This is a genomic window from Pseudomonas sp. C27(2019) (assembly GCF_008807395.1).
Classification (GTDB): Bacteria; Pseudomonadota; Gammaproteobacteria; order Pseudomonadales; family Pseudomonadaceae; genus Denitrificimonas.
In genome coordinates, this window is the sequence record NZ_CP043320.1 from 2,224,172 (window position 1) to 2,247,977 (window position 23,806).

Sequence of the window (23,806 nt, forward strand, 5' to 3'; positions counted from 1 at the left end):
AGATGCATGGCTTTCAGTATGCCCAGGTGGTGAAATTGGTAGACACGCTAGCTTCAGGTGCTAGTGCTCGCAAGGGCGTGGAAGTTCGAGTCTTCTCCTGGGCACCAATTATTATACTGTAACCCTTACCCCCTGAGGGTTACAGCAAACAAAAAAGCACAACATCAAGATAATCACGTCGCAAAACCAAGAAAATTTTTACCAGCACGCAATATATTAAGTACTTGTACCACCATTGCTTGATTGCTGAGCTGTGCAGCACAAAAACGTCTTAGATCACCCACCCCTGCGTATAAAAAAGCACCGTAATTAATCAAGCTGTAAACCTAGCAATCAGCAGCAGTCCAAACGCATTGGTAATCGACACCCCTAAGCCTGCGTTCGCCAACAAAAGAGTGCCTATCTGTCTATTACTTTTGCTCTGGATACATTTTAAATTGCTTGCAGAGATTATCTAGAACTTGCGTTGTATTTTGAATATTCTGACTTGCCTCTAGCGTCTGAAACGCTTGCGCCGCATTGCTATCAGCCAAACTAGAAATATTCTCAACAGTTTCAGCAACTTCCCGTGCAGCTAATGCCTGCTCTTTAAGTATTAACTGAATTTCTTGCGTTGCCTGAACAACCTTACGGGTTTCATCCTCAATTTGCGCAACTGAATTGCCTGCCTGCTCAGCTTTAGTAACACCTTGATTAACCTGTTCAACACTCGCGTGCATCTCAACAACCGCTTCTTCAGTGCGTTTTTGAATTTGAGAAACCATCTCAGATATCTCTAGGGTCGAGCGCGCTGTTCGTTCAGCTAAATCACGTACTTCGGATGCAACCACAGCAAAACCACGACCATGCTCACCTGCCCGCGCGGCTTCTATAGCAGCATTCAAAGCCAGCAAGTTTGTTTGATCAGCAATATTGTGGATTGTAGAAACAATTTTTCCAATATTGCCCGACAACTGCTCTAGATCTTGCAACTTTGCTGATGAGTTATTCACTGTAACAGCAATAGTGCTAATCTCTTGAGTGCTTGCATACACAGCTTGCGCACCAGTTTGCGACACTTCACCCGCCTGACTTGATGCGGCAAAGGCCGATGTCGCACTTTCACCAATTTGCTCAATTGAAGCACTGAGTTCTTCTAGTGCAGCAGCCATACTGGCAGAAGAGCTCGATTGAGTAGCAGCCCCTTCAGAGGTTGCTTTACTTGCTGCAAGCATCTCCGCAGCATTTTGGTTAAGTAGCTTTGTTGACTGGCCCATTCCAAATGCAATCTGTAGCAAGTGATTTCGCATCACTTGAACAGCATTAAAAACTCCGCCAATTTCGTCTGCCTCGCCCATAGGAGAAGGCCCAACCAAGTTACCCGAACCAATTTCCATCGCGACACTTTTTAATAAATTAAGGCGGCGCGTCTGCTCTCGCATTGCAAAGTAAAGCCAAAAGAAAGAAACAACGCCGATACCAGCAATCGTCAAAATCATTGGAAAGATTGCGCGATGAATGGCAGGGTCATTTGTCTGCATATGAGTTATTGCTATCGTTACCGCAGTCGCCAGTATGAGAAAAATCATTGGAAGTAAAGCCGTTGGGGCTAAACGAATACCATGATAGAAATGCACAAGCCGCGCAAAAAAACCAGGCAAATGGTAGCCACCACGGAACCGGTCACTGCTGCCTGCACGCATTCGCGCATAGAGCTCTTCTGCTTCTCTGATCTCTCTGCCAGTGGCTTTTAAGCGCACACTCATATAGCCGCCGTTTTGCAAAGGCGTTGCTGTTGCTTTAACCCAATAATGATCTCCATTTGCACGACGGTTTTTTATTATGCCTTGCCACGCACGTCCACTTTTAAGCGTCGCCCAAAAATCACGAAAAGCCTCTTGCGGCATATCTGGGTGGCGAATAATGTTATGCGGCTTGCCAATAAGCTCAGAGCGAGTAAAGCCTGCATACTCAACAAAATCATCATTCGCATAGGTGATATTACCTGACGAGTCAGTATGCGAAATGATTGCACTTTCAGGACGCACTACATATTCTTTTTGCGTCACCGGTTGATTATTTTTCACTTAAAGCACCCCCGTCTTTAGCGCTTAAATGCGCTATTGCAGCATTATAATAAGCATCGTCTTAACGGAAAACCCAGTGCTGGCGTCTTATGAAAAAATCATGCTTTTGCCAATTTCCTTTCGTTTATATATCGGTTCAGATTTTTAAATCATGAGTCCGTATTACTGGAAAATTATAAATATTTGAGCGACTCAGGCCACTTCTATATTTTCCCAGACCGGGCAGCAGAGCTATAGGAGTAGGCAGCGAGCCAATTGAAGTACTGTAGAGAAAACACCAGCTTACGATTAGTAAAAAGCCTGCGCCCAGCATTAATAGCCCACACGATGATAGCAGACATAATAAATTTTAAAGTTGGCTCTGCTAAGAGAAGATAAAAACATTTAGCAGCGTTGACTTAAATCCCATAGCACAACACAAGCGTTGCCCTGCATAAGCCGCTAACAAGCAGCGCCAAGCATGACCGCAATCAAGTTTCACCGATGGCGCTACGCAATGGGTAAACTACCTCTTGTGAAGTCGAATCAAGCCCGAATAATACCCATACATTAAAACAGGTTTATAGGTACATCTGCATGCTGCTCAGAAATCTTAAATTAAGCCACAAGCTGACTCTTAACCTAGCACTGCCCTTGCTGGGTTTAATATTTTTGGCTGGATTTATCATGAATCAGCAAATACACACGTGGCAGGCTGCAAGCAGTTTAGAGCGGCTCAGCGAGCTTTCCAGCTACACCACTGGTGCTCTCCAACAGTTGCAGCGTGAACGTGCACGCAGTGCAAGCTTTGTAGCCTCTGGCGGCCAGCGGTTTGGCGAAGAACTGCAGCAGCAAAAAGCCTTAACAGATCAACATCTCAACGCGTTAAACAGCTACCTAAGCGAGAACAACGCCAAAGAACTCGACCAATCTTTTACTGAAGTATGGCAGGCCATGCTTGATGAGATCGCACGGCTGCCTGAAACACGTCGTGCCGTTTTATCAGTACAGCTCAGCACTCAGCAAGCTATTGATTTTTACAGCCAACTCAATGACAAACTGATTAGCGCAACTCAACTTATTAGCCAAATTGGTGCAAGTGCTGAAATTTCTAACATAGCTTCAGCCTACACCTATGCCATACAGGCTACAGAAAACGCAGGTATTGAGCGCGCTATTCTTAACGCAGCTTTTAGCAGTGATACCCTTTCATTTAATAGTTTGCGCACCTTACTGGGTTTAATGGCACAACAATCACTGAACACCAAGCAGTTCATTAGTCGAGCCGACGCTCAGCAAAGGCGTTTTATTGAGCAGAAACTCAGCGACCCTGTTGTAGCACTGGTTGAGCAAGTACGCGAGTCAGCCATTCAAAATGCAGCAAGCGGCGCGTTCACTACCGAAGCGGCTGACTGGTACACCATGTCAACTAAAAAAATCGATTTACTGCATGAAGCAGCTAGCTATTTAAGCGAAGAACTCGGCAGCAGCACCGCAAAATTATTGCAACAAGCACAGCAACAGTTCTTTTTCACGCTAACCATGTGCATCGCTATCTTTCTCAGCGCCGGACTATTTTCCTACTGGCAGTCACGCCAATTAGTAAAACAAATACACACCTTGCAACGCAGCATTGAAGCTATCGAGCTGAAAAATGATCTAAGCATCCGCACACCAGTAAACTCCACTGATGAAATTGGCCGCACCAGCCAAATCTTCAATCAGATGCTGGAGAAATTTCAAACCACTATTAAACATATGCACCAATCCGCCTTACAGGTGGCCTCTACCGCTGAAGAGCTGACAGCAACTACCGCACAAACCAGCCACGGCATGCTGCAAAACCGTAATGAAACTGAACAAACAGTCGTTGCCATAAATGAAATGGCTGCTACCGTTCAAGAAGTAGCACAAAATACTGCCCAAGCAGCCTTAGCAGCAGAAGATGCAGAACAGCAAAGTCAGGCCAGCACCTTGGGTATTAATAACGCTTTAAGCAACATCAGTAGCTTAGAGCAAGAAATCCAAAGCGCCGCGCAAGTCGTTCACGGTTTAGCAGAAGATAGCCAGAAAATTGGTAAAGTATTAGATGTCATTCGCGGCATTGCTGAGCAAACCAACCTACTGGCGCTTAATGCTGCCATTGAGGCAGCGCGCGCCGGTGATGCAGGCCGAGGCTTTGCCGTGGTCGCTTCAGAAGTTCGCTCTTTAGCCAGCAACACACATGAGTCAACGCTGGAAATACAAAACCTTATTGGCAGCCTACAAAAAGGCGTCACCCAATCTGTCGATGCCATGAAGCATGCCAGTGAGCATGCTATTGACAGCGTTAAAATTGTAGAGGATTCCGTGCAACTACAAAACAACGTTACAGATAACCTGGTAACAGTGTCTGCGATGAACGCTCAAATCGCCACCGCTGCAGAAGAGCAACGTGCGGTAACCGAAGAAATTAACCACAATATCGTTAATATCAGCCAAGTCACCGAACAAACAACGTCCAGCACTCAGCAAATTGCTACTGCCAGTGAAGAACTCTCTAAACTTGCCGGTCAAATGCAAAATCTAGTTGAAGAATTTAGGATTTGACTGCTAAGGCATGTCTTACCCCGCTCCAACTCGCTGCACCTGTCACTGTTTGCGCGCATGATAGGTGCTGGGGTAGAGCGCAACCGGCTGCTACACACTACGCAACACTAGCTGTGCCACAATTAAAGCGGCACTGATCAATGCCGCTAACCACAATGAAACAGCCGCTTGATGCCAGCCACTGCGTTTTGATTCTAGCTTTTGAATAAAGACAATAAAGCTCACGGCAAACAATACTGCCGTATACGGCATGATAAAAGGCAGAATGTCGGGATTGACCACCCGCGCGACGTAGCTCGGCACTGAGGCCAGTAAAAACACTACGCTAGACACTCCTGCAATTTTTGTCATTGTCAGCAAAGGCCTACTAATACGCATATCAGGCTTTTTTGCAAACAACGCCAACAGCAACCAGCCCATTGCAACACTATAAATAAGTGTTGCCGCGCTCCAAGCAAACGCCTCTACTGAAATAACTAACATGTGTGTCCTTTGATAATGAAGTATGTGCTTGCAGCACAACAAGCGACTTTTGGCTCGCTGACGCAGGGCTACAAGCGCTGGTTAGTGCATTGTTGCGCAGTATAGCGAGCACGCTCGGCAATCACATCGCAATCAGCCCATTTCTTATTATATTACTGGGTTATTCCTTAGCCGCTGCCGCTGCTGAGTGCTTGCCAAATCAAACGCAATGCCAGCAACGTTAGCAAAACATTAAACACCTGTGCAAAGCGCTGATCAGAGGTTTTTTGCAGTACATTTAGGCCCAGCTTAGTGCCCAAAACACCAGCCACTATCATCGCCAAAGCAAGCCCCAGCCATTCCTGAAAGACAAAACCTGCAGCACTGTAGACCAGCACTTTTGGCGCATGCTGCAGCGTCATCACTGCAGCAAAAGTGGCCACGGTAGCTTGGCGCTGCCCCTGCTGTTGCTGCTTGATAAAAGATGCTACTAAAGGTCCAGTTGCACCGACAAAATGACTAAGAAAAGTCGTTGCGATCGCAGCAAAAAACGTTCCTACTGGCCCTGTGACAATCTTAGGAATCGCCGGCCCCCAGCACAGCAATAAAATAAATCCGGCAATGCTCAGCTGCAACAATGAAGGCGGCAACTCAATCAGCAGCACACTGGCTAACAACGCACCTAATACAACGCCAGGAGCAAACCAATACAATACCCGCCAGCGAATATGCTTGACAGTAAATGCAGCACGATTGGCATTTGATCCCAGCTGCACCAAACCATGCAAGGGAATAACAGCCGCTGCGGGCAGCAGCATGCTCAGCACAGCCAGCAATAAAACGCCACCACCAATGCCCAAAGCTGCTGTTATTGCTGATGTCAGGCAAGCAGTCACAATCAACACAATAGCAGCCCATACCGGCACTTCAGCCGGTACAAGCCACTGCATAATCAGTTCCATCAATGCTGCCAAAGCGCACACAAGCGATGCTGGAGGACCACTATGCTACGCCAAAACCTGCACATCACACTTAATGACTCTGGCTACGAAAGGCCTGATCAGCCTGGGAGAAACGTGTAGACATCCCCGCGCTTGGGCCTTTACCCAGCACACTGACCAGAAAAATAGCCACAGCAGCAAAAGCAAAGCCTGGGATAATTTCATACAGATCAATGCCACTGTATTGCTTCCACAGCACGACTGTCAAAGCACCCACTAGCATCCCAGCTAAAGCACCATTGCGCGTCATTCCACGCCAAGTCACCGACAGCAGCACCACCGGACCAAAGGCTGCGCCAAAACCGGCCCACGCATAGGAAACTAGATCCAAGACTTTGCTGTTCTGGTCTGAAGCTAAGTAAATGGCCAGCAAAGCAATCAACAACACCATCAAGCGGCCGACCCACACCAGTTCTTTTTGTGAAGCATCTTTGCGCAAGAAGCCTTTATAAAAATCTTCAGTAATGGCACTGGAGCTAACCAACAGCTGACAGCTTAAAGTACTCATCACCGCGGCCAACACACCCGCTAAAATCACCCCAGCCACCCACGGATTAAACAGCAGCTTAGCCAGCTCCATAAACACCCGCTCACTGTTGCCATCCACCGCTGCAGCCAGCTCTGGGTGCTGCGCAAAATAAGCAATACCAAAGAAACCCACCGCCACTGCACCGCCAAGGGTAAGTATCATCCAAGCAATACTGATGCGCCGCGCATTGGGCATTGCCGCAGAGGATTTAGCCGCCATAAAACGCACTAGAATATGCGGCTGTCCAAAATAACCCAAGCCCCAGCCCAACAGCGAGACAATCGCCATAAAAGACAAGCCATGGAACATATTAAATGCAGCAGGCTTTACCCGCTCAATGGTCGCCAGCGCTTCGCCCATATCGCCCAAGGCCAGAATAACAAAAACCGGGGTAATCAATAGCGCGAAAATCATCAAGGTCGCTTGTACTGTGTCAGTCCAGCTAACAGCCAAGAAACCACCAATAAACACATACAGAACGGTTGCCGCAGCACCCACCCACAACGCCACGCCATACGACAAGCCAAAAGTGCTTTCAAATAAGCGCGCTGCCGCGACCACCCCAGACGCACAGTACAGAGTAAAGAACACCAGAATAATCGCTGCCGAGATGATCCGTAAGATTCGGCTGTTATCTTCAAAGCGATGGGTAAAGTAATCCGGCAGGGTCAGCGCATTATTATTAAACTCGGTATGCACGCGCAGGCGACCGGCAACAAACAACCAATTAATCCAGGCCCCAGTCACTAAGCCAATGGCAATCCAGCTCTCAGATAAACCTGCAACAAATATTGCGCCCGGCAAGCCCATCAACAGCCAACCGCTCATATCGGAAGCACCGGCTGACATCGCGGTGACAAAGCTGCCGAGGCTGCGCCCACCTAAGATGTAATCAGAGAAGTTCTTGGTTGAACGCCAAGCCCATAAACCGATGCCCAGCATCAGTGCGATATACACTGCAAATGTCACCAGCGTTGGTGTAGAGACACCCATAAAACACATCCTCTATTGTTGCCATGCGCATCAGCACCAGCATTTAAGTCATAAAGCCATCGAACTGCTTAGCTTTAAAATAATCGCGCAGTTTAACGCGTTAAGACTGCGAATAGGCAAGCCATCGCGAGTATTTAAGTCTTTGCCTAGCAGGCCTCAAGCAACACCCATGTTTTGCAGCGATCCAACAGCATGGCTATACAAGCAGATAGCTGCCTACACTAAATTTTGGTTATAAAAAAAGCCGCACAAGGCGGCTTTTTTTAACACAGCATACTTACGCTTGTTCAGCTTGCTCTGCTTTTGCTTTTGCAACGTCTTTAATCGACAGCTTAATGCGGCCGCGGTTATCAACATCCAGTACCAGCACGTCAACCATCTCGCCTTCAGTCAAGATATCAGTGACTTTCTCAACACGCTCATCGCTGAGCATTGAGATATGCACCAAGCCATCTTTACCTGGCAGGATATTAACGAACGCACCAAAATCAACAATACGCTCAACTTTACCGTTGTAGATTTTGCCGATCTCAGCTTCAGCAGTGATGCTCAGAACACGCTCACGTGCTGCTTCTGCAGCCTCTTTGGTGGTACCAAAGATTTTGATCGAGCCATCGTCTTCGATATCAATCGATGCATCTGTTTCTTCGCAGATGGCGCGAATGGTTGCACCACCTTTACCGATCACATCACGAATCTTGTCTGCATCAATCTTCATCGCAATCATCGTCGGCGCATTGGCTGACAACTCAGTGCGCGAAGTCGCTAACACTTGATTCATTTGCTCTAGGATAGTGATACGGGCAACGTGCGCTTGGTTCAGCGCAATTTCCATGATCTCTTCAGTGACACCTTCAATTTTGATGTCCATTTGCAGTGCAGTCACACCTTTATCGGTACCTGCTACTTTAAAGTCCATATCACCGAGGTGGTCTTCATCACCAAGAATATCGGTTAGAACTGCGAATTTATCGCCTTCTTTGACCATACCCATGGCAATACCAGCCACTGGTGCTTTCATCGGTACACCAGCGTCCATCAGTGCTAACGAAGCACCACAGACAGAAGCCATTGAGCTTGAACCGTTCGATTCAGTAATCTCAGAAACCACACGAATGGTGTACGGGAAATCATCAGGGTTTGGCAACATCGCAGCAATACTGCGGCGCGCTAAACGGCCATGACCGATTTCACGACGACCGGTTGCACCCATGCGACCACACTCTCCAACCGAATAAGGAGGGAAGTTGTAGTGCAGCATAAACGGATCACGTTTTTCGCCTTCAAGGGTGTCAAGGAACTGCGCATCACGCGCCGTACCGAGCGTGGTCGCAACCAAAGCTTGAGTTTCACCGCGAGTAAACAAAGATGAACCATGTACTTTATCCAGTACACCTACTTCAATGGCCAGCGGTCTTACAGTTTGGGCATCACGGCCATCAATACGTGGCTTACCATTAACGATATTCTCGCGCACGGTACGGTATTCGATTTCGCCAAAAGCATCTTTAACTTCTGCAGCAGTTGGGCCTTCGCCTTCAACTTCGCTGGCTAACGCCGCAACGGCCTGCTCACGCACTTCGCCGAGACGCGCATAACGGTCTTGCTTAATAATAATGCCATAGGCTTCTGAAATAGCAGCTCCAAACTGGTCGCGCACAGCCGCTAACAGCTCAGTGTTTTCTGCTTTTGGCTGCCATTCCCAGCGTGGCTTGCCTACTTCTGCAGCCAGCTCAGTAATGGCATTGACCACAACCTGAAACTCTTCATGTGCAAACAGTACAGCGCCTAGCATTTGATCTTCAGTCAGCTCTTGTGCTTCCGACTCAACCATCAATACTGCGTCTTTAGTACCAGCAACCACCATATCAAGGCTTGAAGCGGCTTGCTGCTCGTAGCTTGGGTTAAGCAAGTACCCTGCTTCTGGGTGAAAGCCAACACGGGCGGCACCAATTGGGCCATTAAATGGAATACCTGAAATCGCCAAAGCCGCTGAGGTACCAATCATTGCAGCAATGTCTGGATCTGTCTTTTTGCTGGTCGACACAACCGTACAAATAACCTGCACTTCGTTACTGAAACCTTCTGGAAACAGCGGACGAATCGGACGGTCGATCAAGCGTGAGGTCAGGGTTTCTTTCTCTGATGGGCGCGCTTCACGCTTAAAGAAACCGCCTGGGATTTTACCTGCAGCATAGGTTTTTTCTTGATAATGCACAGACAATGGGAAAAAGTCTTTGCTTGGGTCTGCTTTTTTTGCACCAACCACTGTACACAATATAGTGACATCATTGTTAACGCTGACTAAAACAGCACCACAGGCTTGGCGAGCAATGCGACCTGTTTCTAAAGTAATGGTGGATTCACCAAATTGAAACGTTTTAATAACCGGATTCACGGTATCTTCCTTCTCTAATGTGACCTTGGGGAAACTTGCAAGAGCTTGGGTATCGGCCCGGCATGCTCCTGAAAAGCGAAAAGCTGGAAGCCCAAAGTACTGCGCAGATGACTCTACGCACAGCACCCAAGACTCCCAGCTTCACGAGGTGACGTACGTCTTAACGACGCAGGCCCAGACGACCAATCAAAGTCGTATAACGGCCAAGATCTTTACCTTTAAGGTAATCAAGCAACTTACGACGTTGGTTAACCATACGGATTAAGCCGCGACGTGAGTGGTGATCTTTTTTGTTCGCTTTGAAGTGACCTTGCAGCTTGTTGATGTTAAAGGTCAGAAGTGCAACCTGTACTTCTGGAGAACCTGTATCACCTTCAGCTTGCTTGTAGTCGTTGATGATCTGAATTTTTTCGTCATTGCTAAGTGCCATGTTGGGCTCCTCATGTGGACAGGCCGGGATAATCCCGTGCAAAAGAAGTGGTATGACCGTGCCTGCCAACAGCCTACCTTTAGTGTTTTCTAGCCTCGTAATAAACGCGCTGAGAATAACAGGGTCATTGTGACCGAATTAGGCGTCTAGGTGCAACCATTGCGTCATCATCTATCTCACCCACACCGATAAATTCATCGTTATGGTTGTATACGCGCACTAAACCTTGCAGCGGGGCTTTTTGCGCGCGTACCGGTTGACCGTTTAACCAGAAATAACTGCTGTTTTCAGTCAGATAAACAATTGGCCAGTCTTGCAAACCGCTATCCACAGCAATCATGCATGCATCCAGCGCCTCAGCCCCACCTTCTTCATGCAAACGTTCCAACTCTTCTAGTGTCACCGCATGCGTTAAATCAAAAGGGCCGGCCTGGGTGCGGCGCAGCTGGGCAACGTGTGCACCACAGCCCAGTGCTGCGCCAATATCTTCAACAAGGCTGCGAATGTAAGTGCCTTTAGTGCAAGACACTAAAATACGTGCTTGATCACCCTCGCACGACAACAACTCTAAGCGGTTAATGGTCACTTTACGCGCGGGACGATCAACCGTAATACCTGCACGAGCAAGCTTGTACAGCGGCTGACCATCTTTTTTTAGTGCAGAAAACATCGGAGGTACTTGCTCAATCTCACCACGAAATTGCGGCAGCACAGCCTCAATATCAGCTGCGCTAACATTAACTTCGCGTGTTTCCAGCACCTCACCTTCAGCGTCTGCAGTGTTAGTAGTAACGCCCAGCTGCATGGTTGTCTCATAGACTTTGTCAGCATCGAGCAAATAGCGGGAAAACTTCGTCGCCTCACCAAAGCATAATGGCAACACGCCGGTTGCTAAAGGATCAAGACTGCCAGTGTGGCCGCCCTTATCAGCATTGAGTAACCAACGCACTTTTTGCAAAGCGCCATTAGAGCTAAAGCCATAAGGCTTGTCAAAAATAATAATGCCGCTGACACTGCGGCGCTTACGTTTTACCTGCTGCACCACGTTGTTACTCTCCGCTTGGCTCAGCTTTACGCTGATCTTCAGATACTGCTTTCTCAATCAACGCTGACAAATGCGCGCCACGGCTGATGCTTTCATCATAATGAAAGTGCAAAGACGGCACGCTGCGCAGTTTCATTGCTTTGCCCAATAACATTCTTAAGTAGCCGGCTGTATCTTTAAGCACTGCTAGGTTTTCTTTAATCACCTCAGCTGAGTTCTCACCCATCACCGTGACGTACACTTTAGCGTGGCCAATATCACGACTGACATCAACACCGGTTATGGTAATTAAACCTAAACGCGGATCTTTTACTTCTTGCGGGATCAGAATCGCCAGCTCACGCTGAATTTGATCACCAATGCGTTGGGTACGGCTGTATTGTTTTGCCATAACATTCACCTTGCGCTGCCATTAGCAGCTTTTGTTCTCATCCATATAAGCAGCAAACGGCAAGCTCAATAAGGTGGATTACACTCCACCCATTGCGCTTGCCGTTGCCTATACAACTATGAATTACAGCGTACGTGCGACTTCGACTTTTTCGAACACTTCGATCTTGTCACCAGGCTTCACGTCATTGTAACTCTTCACGCCAATACCACACTCCATACCAGCGCGAACTTCATTGACATCATCTTTAAAGCGACGCAAAGACTCTAGCTCGCCTTCAAAAATAACCACGTCATCACGTAAGACACGAATGGGTCGGTTACGGTGTACCTGTCCCTCAGTAACCATACAACCGGCAATTGCACCCAGCTTAGGTGAGCGGAAGACTTCACGCACTTCGGCAATACCCAGAATTTTCTCACGCACATCACTGCCCAACATACCAGAAAGCGCTTTTTTAACGTCTTCGATAATGTCGTAAATGATGTTGTAATACCGCATATCGAGGCTTTCTTGCTCAACGATTTTACGTGCACCTGCATCAGCACGCACGTTAAAGCCAAAGATCACCGCATTAGAAGCAAGGGCCAAGTTTGCATCACTTTCAGTGATACCGCCGACACCACCCGCCACAATACAGACTTCAACTTCTTCGTTACCCAGTTCAGACAATGAACCACGCAGTGCTTCAAGCGAACCGCGCACATCTGCTTTGATAACAATATTGAGTACTTTTTTCTCTTCCTGCCCCATACTCTCGAAAAGATTTTCGAGCTTACCGGCATGTGCACGTGCCAGTTTAACTTCGCGGAACTTGCCTTGACGGAATAGAGCAATTTCACGTGCTTTACGCTCATCAACCACGACGGTGACTTCATCACCGGCTTCTGGCGTGCCATCAAGACCTAAAATCTCAACAGGAATCGACGGGCCTGCTTCTTTAATCGGCTGACCGTTCTCATCCATCATGGCGCGCACGCGGCCAAAGTTAACACCCACTAAAACCATATCGCCTTGACGCAGAGTACCATTTTGCACCAATACAGACGCAACCGGTCCACGCCCCTTATCTAGGCGCGACTCAATAACCACACCGCGCCCTGAAGCAGAGGGCGTAGCACTGAGTTCTAAAACTTCAGCCTGCAGCAGCACAGACTCAAGCAGCGTATCAATTCCCGTACCCACTTTTGCGGAGACGTGAACAAACTGCGTATCACCGCCCCACTCTTCTGGGATGACATCATATGCAGCCAAATCGTTTTTGATACGATCAACATCAGCTTCTGGTTTATCGATTTTGTTAACAGCAACAATCAAGGGAACACCAGCGGCTTTAGCATGCTGAATACCTTCAACTGTTTGCGGCATCACGCCATCATCGGCAGCTACGACCAGAATAACAATGTCAGTTGCTTGTGCACCGCGTGCACGCATCGCAGTAAACGCGGCGTGGCCCGGCGTATCAAGGAAAGTGATCATGCCACCTTCGGTTTTAACATGATAAGCACCGATATGCTGGGTAATACCACCGGCTTCACCGGTCGCCACTTTGGCACGACGGATATAGTCAAGCAGTGAAGTTTTACCGTGGTCAACGTGACCCATAACCGTCACCACAGGTGCGCGGTGGAATGTTTGGCCATCATCGATTTTCAATGACTCTGCAAACTGCTCTTCAATTACGTTATCGCTGACACGTGTAACGCGATGCCCCATCTCTTCAGCAATCAATACTGCTGTATCCTGATCAAGCACCTGATTAATCGTCACTGGCGAGCCGAGCTTAAACATAAACTTAACGACTTCAACACCTTTAACCGACATCTGTGCGGCGAGTTCCGCCACAGTGATGGTTTCACCGATCTGCACATCACGCACAATCGGGCCCGCAGGGCTGGTAAAACCATGCTGATTGGCGCGCTTTTTACTTTTACCGCGATTACGGCCACCACGACGCGTTTGCTCATCATCAGTCACGCGTGACGACTTACCTTTAGCTGCTGGACGCGGCGCTGCTTTACGCTCACGACGCTCATCTTCATCCACACGCTTGGCTGGACGACGTGCTGCGTCATCTTTTTTACGGTCGACCGGCGGCGCAACTGCCTCAACGTCGGGCAAGGTAATATCTACTGGCGGCAGGCTTTTTTCTACAGCCACAGGCGCTTCTACAGCGACCTCAGGTTTCTTAACAACAGGTTCCGCAGCAACCACTGGTTCCTCAGCAACAGGCTCTGCAACAGGTGCAGGTTTAACTTTTTCCTGCTCGGCTTGTTTGCTTGCTTGCTCAGCCTGCAACTTAGCGAGGTCTTTTTGCTTTTCAGCTTCAATTTCTGCGGCGCTACGCTTAACAAAGGTTTTCTTTTTGCGCACTTCAACACTGATCGTTTTACTACCAGGAGCACGCAACGTTGTTGTGGTTTTGCGTTGCAAAGTAATTTTTTTAGAATCGTCAGCTTTACTTCCACTGCCTTTTTCTAAAAAGGTTAAGAGCGTTTGTTTTTCAGTATCACTCACTTTCTGGTCTGCGCGAGTATGCGCAAGACCGGCTTCTTTCATTTGTTGTAATAGGCTTTCTACTGGCGTCTTCACTACTTCTGCCAGTTCTTTCACCGTGACTTGTGTCATGAACTTCTCTCCTCAAGCCGCAATGTGCTTATTCAAACCAGTGGGCGCGGGCGGCCATGATCAGCTTACCGGCACGATCTTCATTCATGCCGTCGATATCAAGCAAGTCATCAACTGACTGCTCTGCTAGGTCTTCGCGGCTGAGCACACCACGAACGGCCAGCTCTACAGCCAGCTCTTTGCTCATACCCGTTAAGTCGAGCAAGTCTTGTGCTGGTTGGACATCAGCCAGCCTTTCTTCCGTTGCGATTGCGCGAGTTAACAAACAGTTTTTAGCCCGCGTACGCAGCTCAGTAACAATTTCTTCGTCGAAACCTTCGATGTTGAGCATATCTTCCATAGGAACATAAGCGACTTCATCTAAACTGGTGAAACCTTCATCGACGAGAATCTGTGCTAGATCTTCATCGACCTCAAGGTCTTTAACAAAGAGCTGCAGGACATCGCCTGTCTCTTCTTCTTGGCGCGCCTGAATTTCTTCTTGGCTCATTACATTCAAAGTCCAGCCTGTGAGCTGGGAAGCCAAGCGCACGTTTTGACCGCCACGACCAATCGCCTGCGCTAGATTTTCTTCAGCAACAGCGATATCCATGGTGTGGGTATCTTCATCAACAATGATGGCTACCACTTCAGCAGGCGACATTGCACTGATCACGAACTGTGCTGGATTGTCATCCCACAGCACGATATCAACACGCTCACCACCGAGTTCGCCAGATACGGCTTGCACACGCGAACCGCGCATACCAATACAAGCGCCTTGCGGATCAATGCGCTTATCTTTAGAACGAACAGCAATTTTAGCGCGCGAGCCTGGGTCGCGTGCCGCAGCCATAATCTCAATCAAACCTTCGGAAATCTCTGGAACTTCAATATTGAATAATTCCATAATCATTTCTGGGGCTGTACGCGACAGGATCAGTTGCGGACCACGGTTTTCGGAGCGAATATCTTGCAGCAGCGCACGCACGCGCGCGCCGACACGGAAAGTTTCGCGCGGGATAATATCTTCACGCGCTAGAATTGCTTCTGCGTTATTGCCTAAATCAACAATAATATTGTCACGGGTTACTTTTTTTACCGTGCCAAAAATAATCTCGCCCAGCTTGCTACGATAGGCCTCAACAATCTGCGCACGCTCAGCTTCACGCACCTTTTGCACGATCACTTGCTTAGCTGTTTGCGCCGCAATACGTCCAAACACAATGGATTCAATTTTCTCTTCAATCACATCGCCAATGCTTGGATTTTCGATACGCTTTTCAGCCATATCAATGGTCAACTGATGTGCAGGGTCGTCAAAATCAGCTTCATCAACCACTGTCCAACGACGGAAGGTTTCATAATTACCCGTCTGCCGATCAATCACTACGCGCAAGTCAACCTCATCTTCGTAGTTTTTCTTGGTAGCAGTAGCCAATGCCAGCTCCAGCGCTTCGAAAATCAACGCTGGCGGAACACTTTTTTCATTAGAGACTGATTCAACAACCAGTAAAATTTCTTTGCTCATCGCATGCCTCGCCTTTCACAAATTCTAAGATTTGCGGAGTCCGTATTTTTATTCAAAGTTCGGAAGTATGTTCGCTTTTTCAATCAGATCAATTGGCAGCAAATACTCAAACTCACCCATCTGCACCACAACATCTTGATCTTCTACTGATCGAATCAGCCCTTGAAAACTGCGACGACCTTCTACTGGAGAGCGCAGCTTTATCTTCACCTGATCGCCCACAAAAGCAGCAAACTGCTCAAGGGTAAAGAGTGGGCGTTCAAGGCCTGGGGAAGAAACCTCCAGCGTGTACTCAGAGCTGATCGGATCTTCAACATCCAACACAGCACTCAGCTGGCGACTGACTGTCGCACAATTCTCAACCAGTATCCCATTCTCATGATCAATATATACGCGCAGCACTGAGTGGCGGCCTTGAGAGATATACTCAATACCCCAACACTGATAGCCCAGCGCTTCAACCACTGGCGTCAATATGTCCTGCAACTGTTCCAGCTTGCTCGTCATCCGACCTCCAATGCATGCTGTAGAAATGAAAAATGGGCACAACGCCCATCCCAAAATTAAAACCTATCTATTAGACCTAATAAAAAGCCCCTTATGCTAGGGGCTCTTAATGTAAACATCTGGCAGTTAAAAACATAATGAGAACCATGCCGTCTAAATCTGATGCCGAATCTTACAGCGCCAAGCACTTGCAGTCAAGTTGGCGTAAACAAAACAACCCGCTAATGCAGCGGGTTGTTTTGTAATTGGTACCGAGGAGGGGACTCGAACCCCTACAGCCTACTGGCCACTACCACCTCAAGGTAGCGTGTCTACCAATTCCACCACCTCGGCAAAACTAATCAACTACAGGCACATCACCATCACTTGCTGCAGGCGCTTGACTTTCAACTTGAGGTATATCTTCAAGCACTGACTGCTCCTGCTGTGGTACTTCTAGCAGCACCGGATCAGGCAAACCAAGCTGGGTAATACTGCTTGCACGGTCTTTTGCATAAAACGCAAGACCTAAACTTGTTGCAAAAAACACGGCTGCTAACACTGCGGTAAAACGACTTAAAAAGCTGCTTGACCCCTGAGAGCCAAACACAGTACCTGAAGCGCCTGAGCCAAATGAAGCACCAGCATCTGCGCCTTTACCCTGCTGAATCAGGACAAAACCTACAACACCAATAGCAACAACTAAATGAACGATGATTATGACTGTTTCCAGCATTTTAACTTCCCGCAGCGCGACAAATCGCACTAAATTCTTTTGCATTGAGGGAGGCGCCGCCAACAAGCCCCCATCGATATCTGCCTGAGCAAACAACTCAGCAGCATTGGCAGCTTTAACACTGCCACCGTATAAAATTCTTAAATCTTGCGCAATTGAAACATTGTATTTTGCCACATGCGCGCGAATTTGCGCATGTATTTCTTGTGCTTGTTCCGGCGTTGCTGTTAAACCACTGCCTATCGCCCAAACCGGCTCATAAGCAATCACTGCATTTGCCAGCACATCAACACCTAACTCAAGCAATATTGCATCTACCTGGCGTTGCACTGTCACCAATGCTTGCCCTGCTTCACGCTCTGCCAGCGTCTCGCCAACACATAGCACAGGAATCAAGCCCGCTGCTTGCGCTGCAATAAACTTGCGGCATATTACACTATCAGTCTCATCTTGCAACTGCCTTCGCTCAGAATGGCCAACAATAACCATCGAACAGCCTAAATCTTTAAGCTGCAACGCAGAAGTTTCCCCTGTCATTGCACCTTCTTCAAGCTGTACAGCACAATCCTGTGCGCCTATAGCAACGGCAGTTGCAGCCACTTTGGCCTGTGCTGCCTGCACATGTACAAAACTTGGAAACACTGTGACATCAACATCATCAGGCAATGCATGCGCTAGCAACTCATCTAACAACTGCTCAATGCCGGCACGTGTACCGTGCATTTTCCAATTACCAGCGACTAATGGGCGACGCATGCCAAACCTCTTAGCTCAAAGTGGGCGCAAATATTACTCAAGCGCACTAAAACTTGCAAGTAAAATCAACCACATACCGCTTTTACAACTTCAGCCAAGTGCTGCGCATGGCGCATCACCAAGCCTTCATCATCGCCCTCAACCATCACCCTAACTAAGGGCTCGGTGCCAGACTTGCGTAGCAATACACGGCCGCGCCCCGCCATAGCTGTTGTTACTTCATCACATGCGGCCTGCACTTTTGCATCATTTACTGGATCTACATCACCAGAGAAACGTACATTAATCAGCACTTGCGGTAATTTCTTCCATGCCAAACGCTCTTTAGCCAGGCTATGCCCGCGGCGGCGCAAAGCTAGCAACACCTGCAGTGCCGCAATAATGGCATCACCGGTGGTGGCATGCTGCGCACAGAGAACATGTCCTGAGTTTTCTCCACCCAACACCCAGCCATGCTCTTGCATCTGCGCCATCACATAGCGGTCACCCACTTTAGCGCGAATAAACGGAATACCGCGCTCTTTCAGCGCAAGCTCTAGGCCCAGATTCGTCATTAGTGTTCCGACCACACCGCTACCTTCTGGCAGACGATCCCGCTCTTGTATGTCAGTGGCTATGATATACAACAACTCATCGCCATCCACCACCGCGCCGGTATGGTCAACCATCTGCACACGATCACCATCACCATCAAAAGCGATACCTAAGTCCGCACCGTGCTCTACCACGGCTTTCTGCAAAGGCCCCAAACTGGTTGAGCCTACGCCATCATTGATATTTAAACCGTCTGGCTCGGCAGCAATAGCGATCACCTCAGCCCCAAGCTCTCTGAATACGCTGGGTGCAACCCTATAGGTCGCACCATGCGCACAATCAACAACAATCTTTAAGCCAGAAAAACTGGTACTGGTTGGCACGCTGCTTTTGCAAAATTCAATATAACGACCCGCCGCATCCGTCACCCGCGAAGCTTTACCCAGCTGCTCTGACTCAGCCACAGTCATCGGTGTATCAATCAGCTCTTCAATCATTAGCTCGACGGCATCTGGCAACTTGGTCCCATCAGCGGAAAAGAACTTAATACCATTATCATAATGCGGGTTATGCGAAGCACTGATCACAATACCTGCTTCGGCGTGGAAGGTGCGTGTTAAATACGCAACAGCCGGTGTCGGCATTGGCCCTAACAGCATTACATCGGCACCTGCCGCAGACAAACCGGCTTGCAGTGCTGATTCAAACATATAGCCCGAAATACGCGTGTCTTTACCGACTAATATGCGGCACTTGCCTTGCTTGCGGAAAGCCATGCCCGCCGCCCAACCCAGCTTTAACATAAACTCAGGGGTAATAGGGTCAGTACCAACGCGTCCGCGAATACCATCCGTACCAAAATATTTTCTTGCCATTGTCTTAATCCTTTGCTGCACTGTGCACTGCATTAAATATCTTCAGCACATCCATGGTTTCTTCCACATCATGCACCCGTAAAATCTTTGCGCCACGTTCCAGCGCCATCACGGCGAGGGCTAAGCTGCCGTATAATCGTCGCTCAACGGGCTGCTGTAAAATATTGCCCACCATACTTTTGCGCGACACCCCAATCAGCAAAGGCCGCTGCAGAGCCGATAACTCAGGGAGACGGTTAAAGAGCTCATAATTGTGTTGCGTATCTTTTGCAAAGCCAAAGCCAGGATCAAGTACAATGCGTTCAGCAGAAATACCAGCCTGCGCACATGCAACAATGCGCTCTTGTAAAAAAGAACTGACTTCGGCAGCTACATCATCGTAATGCGGCGCATCTTGCATGGTTTGCGGCTCGCCACGCATATGCATTAAACACACTGGCAGACGTGTTGCTGCGACAGCATCAAGCGCGCCATCACGCTGCAAGGCCCGCACATCATTAATCATTCCAGCACCCAAGCGCGCGGATTCTCGCATCACTGCTGGGGTTGAAGTATCCACCGAAATAATGACATCGCACTCGCGATTGATCAGCTCCACTAAAGGCGCAACACGATCTAACTCTTGCTGCGCACTGACCGCTGCTGCACCTGGCCGTGTCGACTCTCCACCAATATCAATAATCGTGGCGCCTGCTGCAGCCATCTCAAGCGCCCGCGCCAAAGCACTCTGCAAGGCAGTATAGCGGCCGCCATCAGAGAACGAGTCGGGGGTAACATTAAGAATACCCATGATGTGCGCACGGGTCAGATCTAGCGTGCGCTTACCACACTTTAAAACAGGATTTGCAGCGCTGTGCATAATCTGCCTTCTGTTCTATCAAAACGGGCGCTATGCAGCGCCCATGGAATATTAAATTTCGCCTGCCGGCCCACCAATGGGCGCATCCGGCCTTTCAGCTTCTGACTTTGCTTCAGCTTTTTCTGCTGGCTTACCTGCCGAGCCACCATCATGCCAATCTTTTGGCTCGCGCGGCTCACGACCTGACATGATGTCATCAATCTGATCACTATCAATGGTCTCGTACTTCATTAAAGCTAGGGCCATTGCATCTAACTTGTCACGATTATCGTGTAAAATTTTCTGCGCAGTGGCATAGCACTCATCAATAATATCGCGAATCTCTTGGTCAATCAGCTTGGCTGTTTCAGCAGAAACGTTACTCGATCCACCACCAGAGCGACCTAGGTAGCTTTCATTCTCGTCCTCGGCATACATCAACGGCCCAAGCTTTTCAGATAAACCCCACTTGGTCACCATATTTCTCGCTAGCTGGGTAGCGCGCATAATATCGTTGGAAGCACCTGTGGTTACGCCATCAAAGCCTAAGGTCATCTCTTCAGCAATGCGCCCACCATACAGTGAACAAATCTGGCTGATCAAACCGCGCTTAGACAAGCTATAGCGGTCTTCTTCAGGCAAGAACATGGTCACACCTAGAGCACGACCACGCGGAATAATAGAAACCTTATAGACAGGATCATGCTCAGGCACTAAACGACCAACAATTGCATGGCCTGCTTCGTGATACGCGGTATTGAGCTTTTCTTTTTCCGACATCACCATGGATTTGCGCTCAGCGCCCATCATGATTTTATCTTTGGCTAACTCAAACTCTTTCATGGTCACCAGACGGCTATCTGAGCGCGCAGCAAACAATGCTGCTTCGTTAACCAAGTTGGCTAAATCCGCACCCGAAAAGCCAGGCGTGCCACGGGCAATTACCGCGGCATCAACATCATCGTGCACTGGCACTTTGCGCATATGCACAAGCAAAATCTGCTCACGACCACGAATATCCGGCAAGCTCACCACCACCTGACGGTCAAAGCGCCCCGGACGCAACAAGGCAGGATCCAGCACATCTGGACGGTTGGTTGCGGCAATCACGATGACACCATCATTGCCTTCAAAACCATCCATTTCGACCAACAACTGGTTCAGGGTTTGCTCACGCTCATCATTACCGCCACCCATGCCGGCACCACGGTGACGACCGACCGCATCAATTTCATCAATAAAGATAATGCAGGGTGCATGTTTTTTGGCTTGCTCAAACATATCGCGCACACGTGATGCACCGACACCGACAAACATTTCTACGAAGTCAGAACCAGAGATACTGAAGAAAGGCACTTTAGCTTCACCGGCGATGGCTTTTGCTAAGAGTGTTTTACCCGTACCTGGCTGACCAACCATCAGCACGCCACGTGGAATCTTACCGCCCAAACGCTGAAAACGACTTGGATCACGCAAGAACTCAACCAGCTCGCCGACTTCTTCTTTGGCTTCATCACAGCCGGCTACATCAGCCAGAGTGGTTTTAATCTGATCTTCGGCTAACAAACGCGCCTTGCTTTTACCAAAGCTCATCGGCCCGCCTTTACCGCCAGCTCCTCCTTGCATCTGGCGCATAAAAAACATCACGACCGCTAAAATAATTAAAATCGGGAAGCTCGCAACCAACAGCTGCATCCACATACTTTGCTGCTCGGGCTGCTTACCGACAACGCTAACATTATGCTCCAGCAAGTCACCCATCAAACCACTGTCTTGAATCGCTGGGCGCACGGTTTCAAATGTACTGCCATCACTGCGCATACCGGTAATAATGAAGCCATCAACTGTTACTTGCTGGACTCGACCGGTCTTCACTTCTTCGATAAAGGCACTGTAATTAAGCTTGCCTGTTTCACTTTGCGAGGAAAAGTTGTTCATTACGGTCACTAGGACAGCAGCGATAACTAACCACAAAAGTAGGTTTTTAGTCATATCATTCACTTCTATATACCCTCTGCTGCAACAACCGCAACAAATACGTCAATTACTAACAAACTTACTACACATTGACGCGCTGCGTATGTTTGTCCTGTAACAATACATTTAAACATCTTCATCCACGGCGCGCATGCCGCGCGCTAATAAATACTGCTCACGCGAGCGATCTCGCGATGACGTGGGCTTACGCATCTGTACTTTTTCAAAGCGACTGCGCACATCGCGCAAGTACGCATCAAAGCCATCACCGTGGAACACTTTAATTAAAAAATCACCGCCGGGACGCAAAACCTTAGATGCTAAATCCAAGGCGAGTTCACATAAGTACATAGCAGCGGCTTGATCTGCTGCACGTATACCACTCATGTTGGGGGCCATATCGGAAATAACAAGGTCTACCGGCTTATTTCCTACTGCTGCCATGATTTCGTTAAACACTCGCTCCTCAGTGAAATCACCCTCGATAAAGGTGACATCAGCAATCGCCGCCATCGGTAAAATATCTGAAGCGATTAAGGTGCCTTTGTCACCAATCACACGACTGGTCACTTGCGACCATCCACCAGGGGCGCTTCCTAAGTCAATCACGGTCATGCCAGGGCGCAAGATGCGGTCTTTCTCTTGAATTTCTAATAACTTGTAGCTAGCACGCGAGCGATAGCCATCTTTTTGCGCCATTTTCACAAATGGATCATCAAAATGTTCTTTTAACCAGCGCTGACTGCTTTTAGATCGAGCCACAGAATACCTCTTAAGCTTCAGGTCAGGTAAACTACCGACCTTCCATTCATTTACGACTCAGAGGTCGATTATGTCGCTCACACAAGAGCAAAAAAAACAGTTTAAATCCATCGGCCACCATCTAAAGCCGATTGTCACTGTTGCTGAAAACGGTTTAACCGAGGGCGTACTTGCGGAACTGGATCGCGCGCTCAATGACCACGAACTGATTAAAATTCAGCTGCGTCTTGGCGAACGCGAAGACCGCAAAATGATTACCGATGAACTGTGCCAAAAAAGCAGTAGCATTTTGGTACAAAGCATCGGCAAAGTCGCGCTTATTTATCGTAAAAACCCGCAACCAAATAAAAACCTATCCAACGTATTACGCTACAACGCCTGACTTTTGTCAAAACCCGCGCGCCACACTTCAGCATTATCGCTGAGTGTTGCGCTCAGGTATGGGCTGTAACACCAGTAGCACACCACACATTCCTACAGCCAGATAGCTGTACATCAGCCAGTACTGCGCTGCCGGCCAAAGCTTTTGAGTGATTAAGAAACTACAGGCTAAAAGCAATGCTGCCAGCAGCAACTGCCCACGCAAATCTTTAAGTAACTGGCGAGCCGGCATCGCTTGCTTAAGCACCAACAGTTGCAACAGCACACAGACCAACGCTAAACCGATTAACAGAGGTCGCGTATAGAGCGCAACCTCTTGTACCAGCAAACTGGCAAAACCCAGCTTTTCAAGCGCTTGCAGCAAAACAAAATGCATGATCCAAATGCCACCCACCCAAAACACCTGAGCCAGCTGCCATGTAATGGCTCCAGCGCGCAAA

Annotated in this window: 19 protein-coding genes, 2 tRNA genes and 2 pseudogenes; 3 read left to right on the top strand and 20 right to left on the bottom strand. The window is 48.5% G+C overall.

Annotated elements, in window-relative coordinates:
* Positions 1-20: 20 nt before the first annotated feature.
* A tRNA-Leu gene (locus FXF61_RS10170) sits at positions 21-107 on the top strand.
* Positions 108-410: 303 nt separating this feature from the next.
* Here the strand turns inward: FXF61_RS10170 and FXF61_RS15310 are convergent.
* Both FXF61_RS15310 and FXF61_RS15315 read right to left on the bottom strand, forming a co-directional pair.
* The gene (locus tag FXF61_RS15310) at positions 411-1,289 is read right to left on the bottom strand and encodes a methyl-accepting chemotaxis protein (protein ID WP_371921511.1); all 879 of its coding nucleotides are present in this window, start codon (positions 1,287-1,289) and stop codon (positions 411-413) included.
* A pseudogene (locus tag FXF61_RS15315) lies at positions 1,284-2,066 on the bottom strand (PAS domain-containing protein); the annotation flags it as partial. The gene FXF61_RS15310 and the pseudogene FXF61_RS15315, both read right to left, overlap by 6 nt.
* Positions 2,067-2,732: 666 nt before the next feature.
* Here FXF61_RS15315 and FXF61_RS10180 point away from each other — a divergent pair.
* Positions 2,733-4,634 carry a methyl-accepting chemotaxis protein gene (locus FXF61_RS10180; protein WP_178087299.1) on the top strand — a complete coding sequence of 634 codons (1,902 nt, stop codon included), beginning with the start codon at positions 2,733-2,735 and terminating at the stop codon, positions 4,632-4,634.
* A 90-nt stretch (positions 4,635-4,724) separates the two neighbouring features.
* On the opposite strand, the gene FXF61_RS10185 is transcribed toward FXF61_RS10180, so the two are convergent.
* The 17 genes and pseudogenes from FXF61_RS10185 to rlmE form a co-directional block, all read right to left on the bottom strand.
* Complete coding sequence (locus tag FXF61_RS10185; protein WP_151185164.1) at positions 4,725-5,117, bottom strand: hypothetical protein; 393 nt, start codon at positions 5,115-5,117, stop codon at positions 4,725-4,727.
* Between the two features lie 167 nt (positions 5,118-5,284).
* A complete protein-coding gene (locus FXF61_RS10190; RefSeq protein ID WP_218571796.1) occupies positions 5,285-6,046 on the bottom strand; it encodes a sulfite exporter TauE/SafE family protein in 762 nt (253 codons plus the stop codon).
* Positions 6,047-6,128: 82 nt separating this feature from the next.
* A complete protein-coding gene (gene putP / locus FXF61_RS10195) occupies positions 6,129-7,619 on the bottom strand; it encodes a sodium/proline symporter PutP (protein WP_151185168.1) in 1,491 nt (496 codons plus the stop codon).
* Between the two features lie 277 nt (positions 7,620-7,896).
* Positions 7,897-10,017: a polyribonucleotide nucleotidyltransferase gene (gene pnp / locus FXF61_RS10200; protein ID WP_151185169.1), complete on the bottom strand. Its 2,121-nt coding sequence runs from the start codon at positions 10,015-10,017 to the stop codon at positions 7,897-7,899.
* A 160-nt stretch (positions 10,018-10,177) separates the two neighbouring features.
* A complete protein-coding gene (gene rpsO, locus FXF61_RS10205; RefSeq protein ID WP_151185170.1) occupies positions 10,178-10,447 on the bottom strand; it encodes a 30S ribosomal protein S15 in 270 nt (89 codons plus the stop codon).
* A gap of 124 nt (positions 10,448-10,571) precedes the next feature.
* The gene (gene truB / locus FXF61_RS10210) at positions 10,572-11,489 is read right to left on the bottom strand and encodes a tRNA pseudouridine(55) synthase TruB (protein WP_151186073.1); all 918 of its coding nucleotides are present in this window, start codon (positions 11,487-11,489) and stop codon (positions 10,572-10,574) included.
* 7 nt (positions 11,490-11,496) lie between these two features.
* Entirely contained in the window at positions 11,497-11,883 is a 387-nt protein-coding gene (rbfA, locus tag FXF61_RS10215) for a 30S ribosome-binding factor RbfA (protein ID WP_151185171.1), read from the bottom strand.
* Positions 11,884-12,006: 123 nt separating this feature from the next.
* The gene (gene infB, locus FXF61_RS10220) at positions 12,007-14,511 is read right to left on the bottom strand and encodes a translation initiation factor IF-2 (RefSeq protein WP_151185172.1); all 2,505 of its coding nucleotides are present in this window, start codon (positions 14,509-14,511) and stop codon (positions 12,007-12,009) included.
* A gap of 28 nt (positions 14,512-14,539) precedes the next feature.
* Complete coding sequence (gene nusA, locus FXF61_RS10225) at positions 14,540-16,021, bottom strand: transcription termination factor NusA (protein ID WP_151185173.1); 1,482 nt, start codon at positions 16,019-16,021, stop codon at positions 14,540-14,542.
* 48 nt (positions 16,022-16,069) lie between these two features.
* Positions 16,070-16,528 carry a ribosome maturation factor RimP gene (rimP, locus tag FXF61_RS10230; RefSeq protein WP_151185174.1) on the bottom strand — a complete coding sequence of 153 codons (459 nt, stop codon included), beginning with the start codon at positions 16,526-16,528 and terminating at the stop codon, positions 16,070-16,072.
* A 246-nt stretch (positions 16,529-16,774) separates the two neighbouring features.
* Positions 16,775-16,861: transfer RNA gene (locus FXF61_RS10235), tRNA-Leu, on the bottom strand.
* 4 nt (positions 16,862-16,865) lie between these two features.
* On the bottom strand, positions 16,866-17,288 hold the full coding sequence (gene secG / locus FXF61_RS10240; protein ID WP_151185175.1) for a preprotein translocase subunit SecG: 423 nt from the start codon (positions 17,286-17,288) through the stop codon (positions 16,866-16,868).
* Positions 17,245-17,999 (bottom strand): annotated as a pseudogene (gene tpiA / locus FXF61_RS10245) (triose-phosphate isomerase). Before tpiA ends, secG begins: the two are co-directional and overlap by 44 nt.
* A gap of 65 nt (positions 18,000-18,064) precedes the next feature.
* A complete protein-coding gene (glmM, locus tag FXF61_RS10250) occupies positions 18,065-19,408 on the bottom strand; it encodes a phosphoglucosamine mutase (protein WP_151185176.1) in 1,344 nt (447 codons plus the stop codon).
* A 4-nt stretch (positions 19,409-19,412) separates the two neighbouring features.
* Complete coding sequence (gene folP / locus FXF61_RS10255; protein WP_151185177.1) at positions 19,413-20,267, bottom strand: dihydropteroate synthase; 855 nt, start codon at positions 20,265-20,267, stop codon at positions 19,413-19,415.
* Between the two features lie 51 nt (positions 20,268-20,318).
* Positions 20,319-22,238: an ATP-dependent zinc metalloprotease FtsH gene (ftsH, locus tag FXF61_RS10260; RefSeq protein WP_151185178.1), complete on the bottom strand. Its 1,920-nt coding sequence runs from the start codon at positions 22,236-22,238 to the stop codon at positions 20,319-20,321.
* Positions 22,239-22,349: 111 nt separating this feature from the next.
* Positions 22,350-22,985, bottom strand: a complete 636-nt coding sequence (gene rlmE, locus FXF61_RS10265) for a 23S rRNA (uridine(2552)-2'-O)-methyltransferase RlmE (protein ID WP_151185179.1) — start codon at positions 22,983-22,985, stop codon at positions 22,350-22,352.
* Positions 22,986-23,055: 70 nt separating this feature from the next.
* Here rlmE and yhbY point away from each other — a divergent pair, with 70 nt between their 5' ends.
* Positions 23,056-23,367, top strand: a complete 312-nt coding sequence (yhbY, locus tag FXF61_RS10270; RefSeq protein ID WP_151185180.1) for a ribosome assembly RNA-binding protein YhbY — start codon at positions 23,056-23,058, stop codon at positions 23,365-23,367.
* A gap of 33 nt (positions 23,368-23,400) precedes the next feature.
* Here yhbY and FXF61_RS10275 read toward each other — a convergent pair whose 3' ends face one another.
* A complete protein-coding gene (locus FXF61_RS10275) occupies positions 23,401-23,805 on the bottom strand; it encodes a DUF4149 domain-containing protein (protein ID WP_151185181.1) in 405 nt (134 codons plus the stop codon).
* Position 23,806 lies beyond the last annotated feature (1 nt).

Excerpts from the sequence above, each read along its gene's own strand:
- FXF61_RS15310 (WP_371921511.1), bottom strand. The coding sequence starts at position 1,289 with ATGCGAAATCACTTGCTACAGATTGCATTTGGAATGGGCCAGTCAACA.
- FXF61_RS10180 (WP_178087299.1), top strand. The coding sequence starts at position 2,733 with ATGAATCAGCAAATACACACGTGGCAGGCTGCAAGCAGTTTAGAGCGG.
- FXF61_RS10185 (WP_151185164.1), bottom strand. The coding sequence starts at position 5,117 with ATGTTAGTTATTTCAGTAGAGGCGTTTGCTTGGAGCGCGGCAACACTT.
- FXF61_RS10190 (WP_218571796.1), bottom strand. The coding sequence starts at position 6,046 with ATGCAGTGGCTTGTACCGGCTGAAGTGCCGGTATGGGCTGCTATTGTG.
- putP (WP_151185168.1), bottom strand. The coding sequence starts at position 7,619 with ATGGGTGTCTCTACACCAACGCTGGTGACATTTGCAGTGTATATCGCA.
- rpsO (WP_151185170.1), bottom strand. The coding sequence starts at position 10,447 with ATGGCACTTAGCAATGACGAAAAAATTCAGATCATCAACGACTACAAG.
- rbfA (WP_151185171.1), bottom strand. The coding sequence starts at position 11,883 with ATGGCAAAACAATACAGCCGTACCCAACGCATTGGTGATCAAATTCAG.
- infB (WP_151185172.1), bottom strand. The coding sequence starts at position 14,511 with ATGACACAAGTCACGGTGAAAGAACTGGCAGAAGTAGTGAAGACGCCA.
- nusA (WP_151185173.1), bottom strand. The coding sequence starts at position 16,021 with ATGAGCAAAGAAATTTTACTGGTTGTTGAATCAGTCTCTAATGAAAAA.
- rimP (WP_151185174.1), bottom strand. The coding sequence starts at position 16,528 with ATGACGAGCAAGCTGGAACAGTTGCAGGACATATTGACGCCAGTGGTT.
- secG (WP_151185175.1), bottom strand. The coding sequence starts at position 17,288 with ATGCAAAAGAATTTAGTGCGATTTGTCGCGCTGCGGGAAGTTAAAATG.
- glmM (WP_151185176.1), bottom strand. The coding sequence starts at position 19,408 with ATGGCAAGAAAATATTTTGGTACGGATGGTATTCGCGGACGCGTTGGT.
- folP (WP_151185177.1), bottom strand. The coding sequence starts at position 20,267 with ATGCACAGCGCTGCAAATCCTGTTTTAAAGTGTGGTAAGCGCACGCTA.
- ftsH (WP_151185178.1), bottom strand. The coding sequence starts at position 22,238 with ATGACTAAAAACCTACTTTTGTGGTTAGTTATCGCTGCTGTCCTAGTG.
- yhbY (WP_151185180.1), top strand. The coding sequence starts at position 23,056 with ATGTCGCTCACACAAGAGCAAAAAAAACAGTTTAAATCCATCGGCCAC.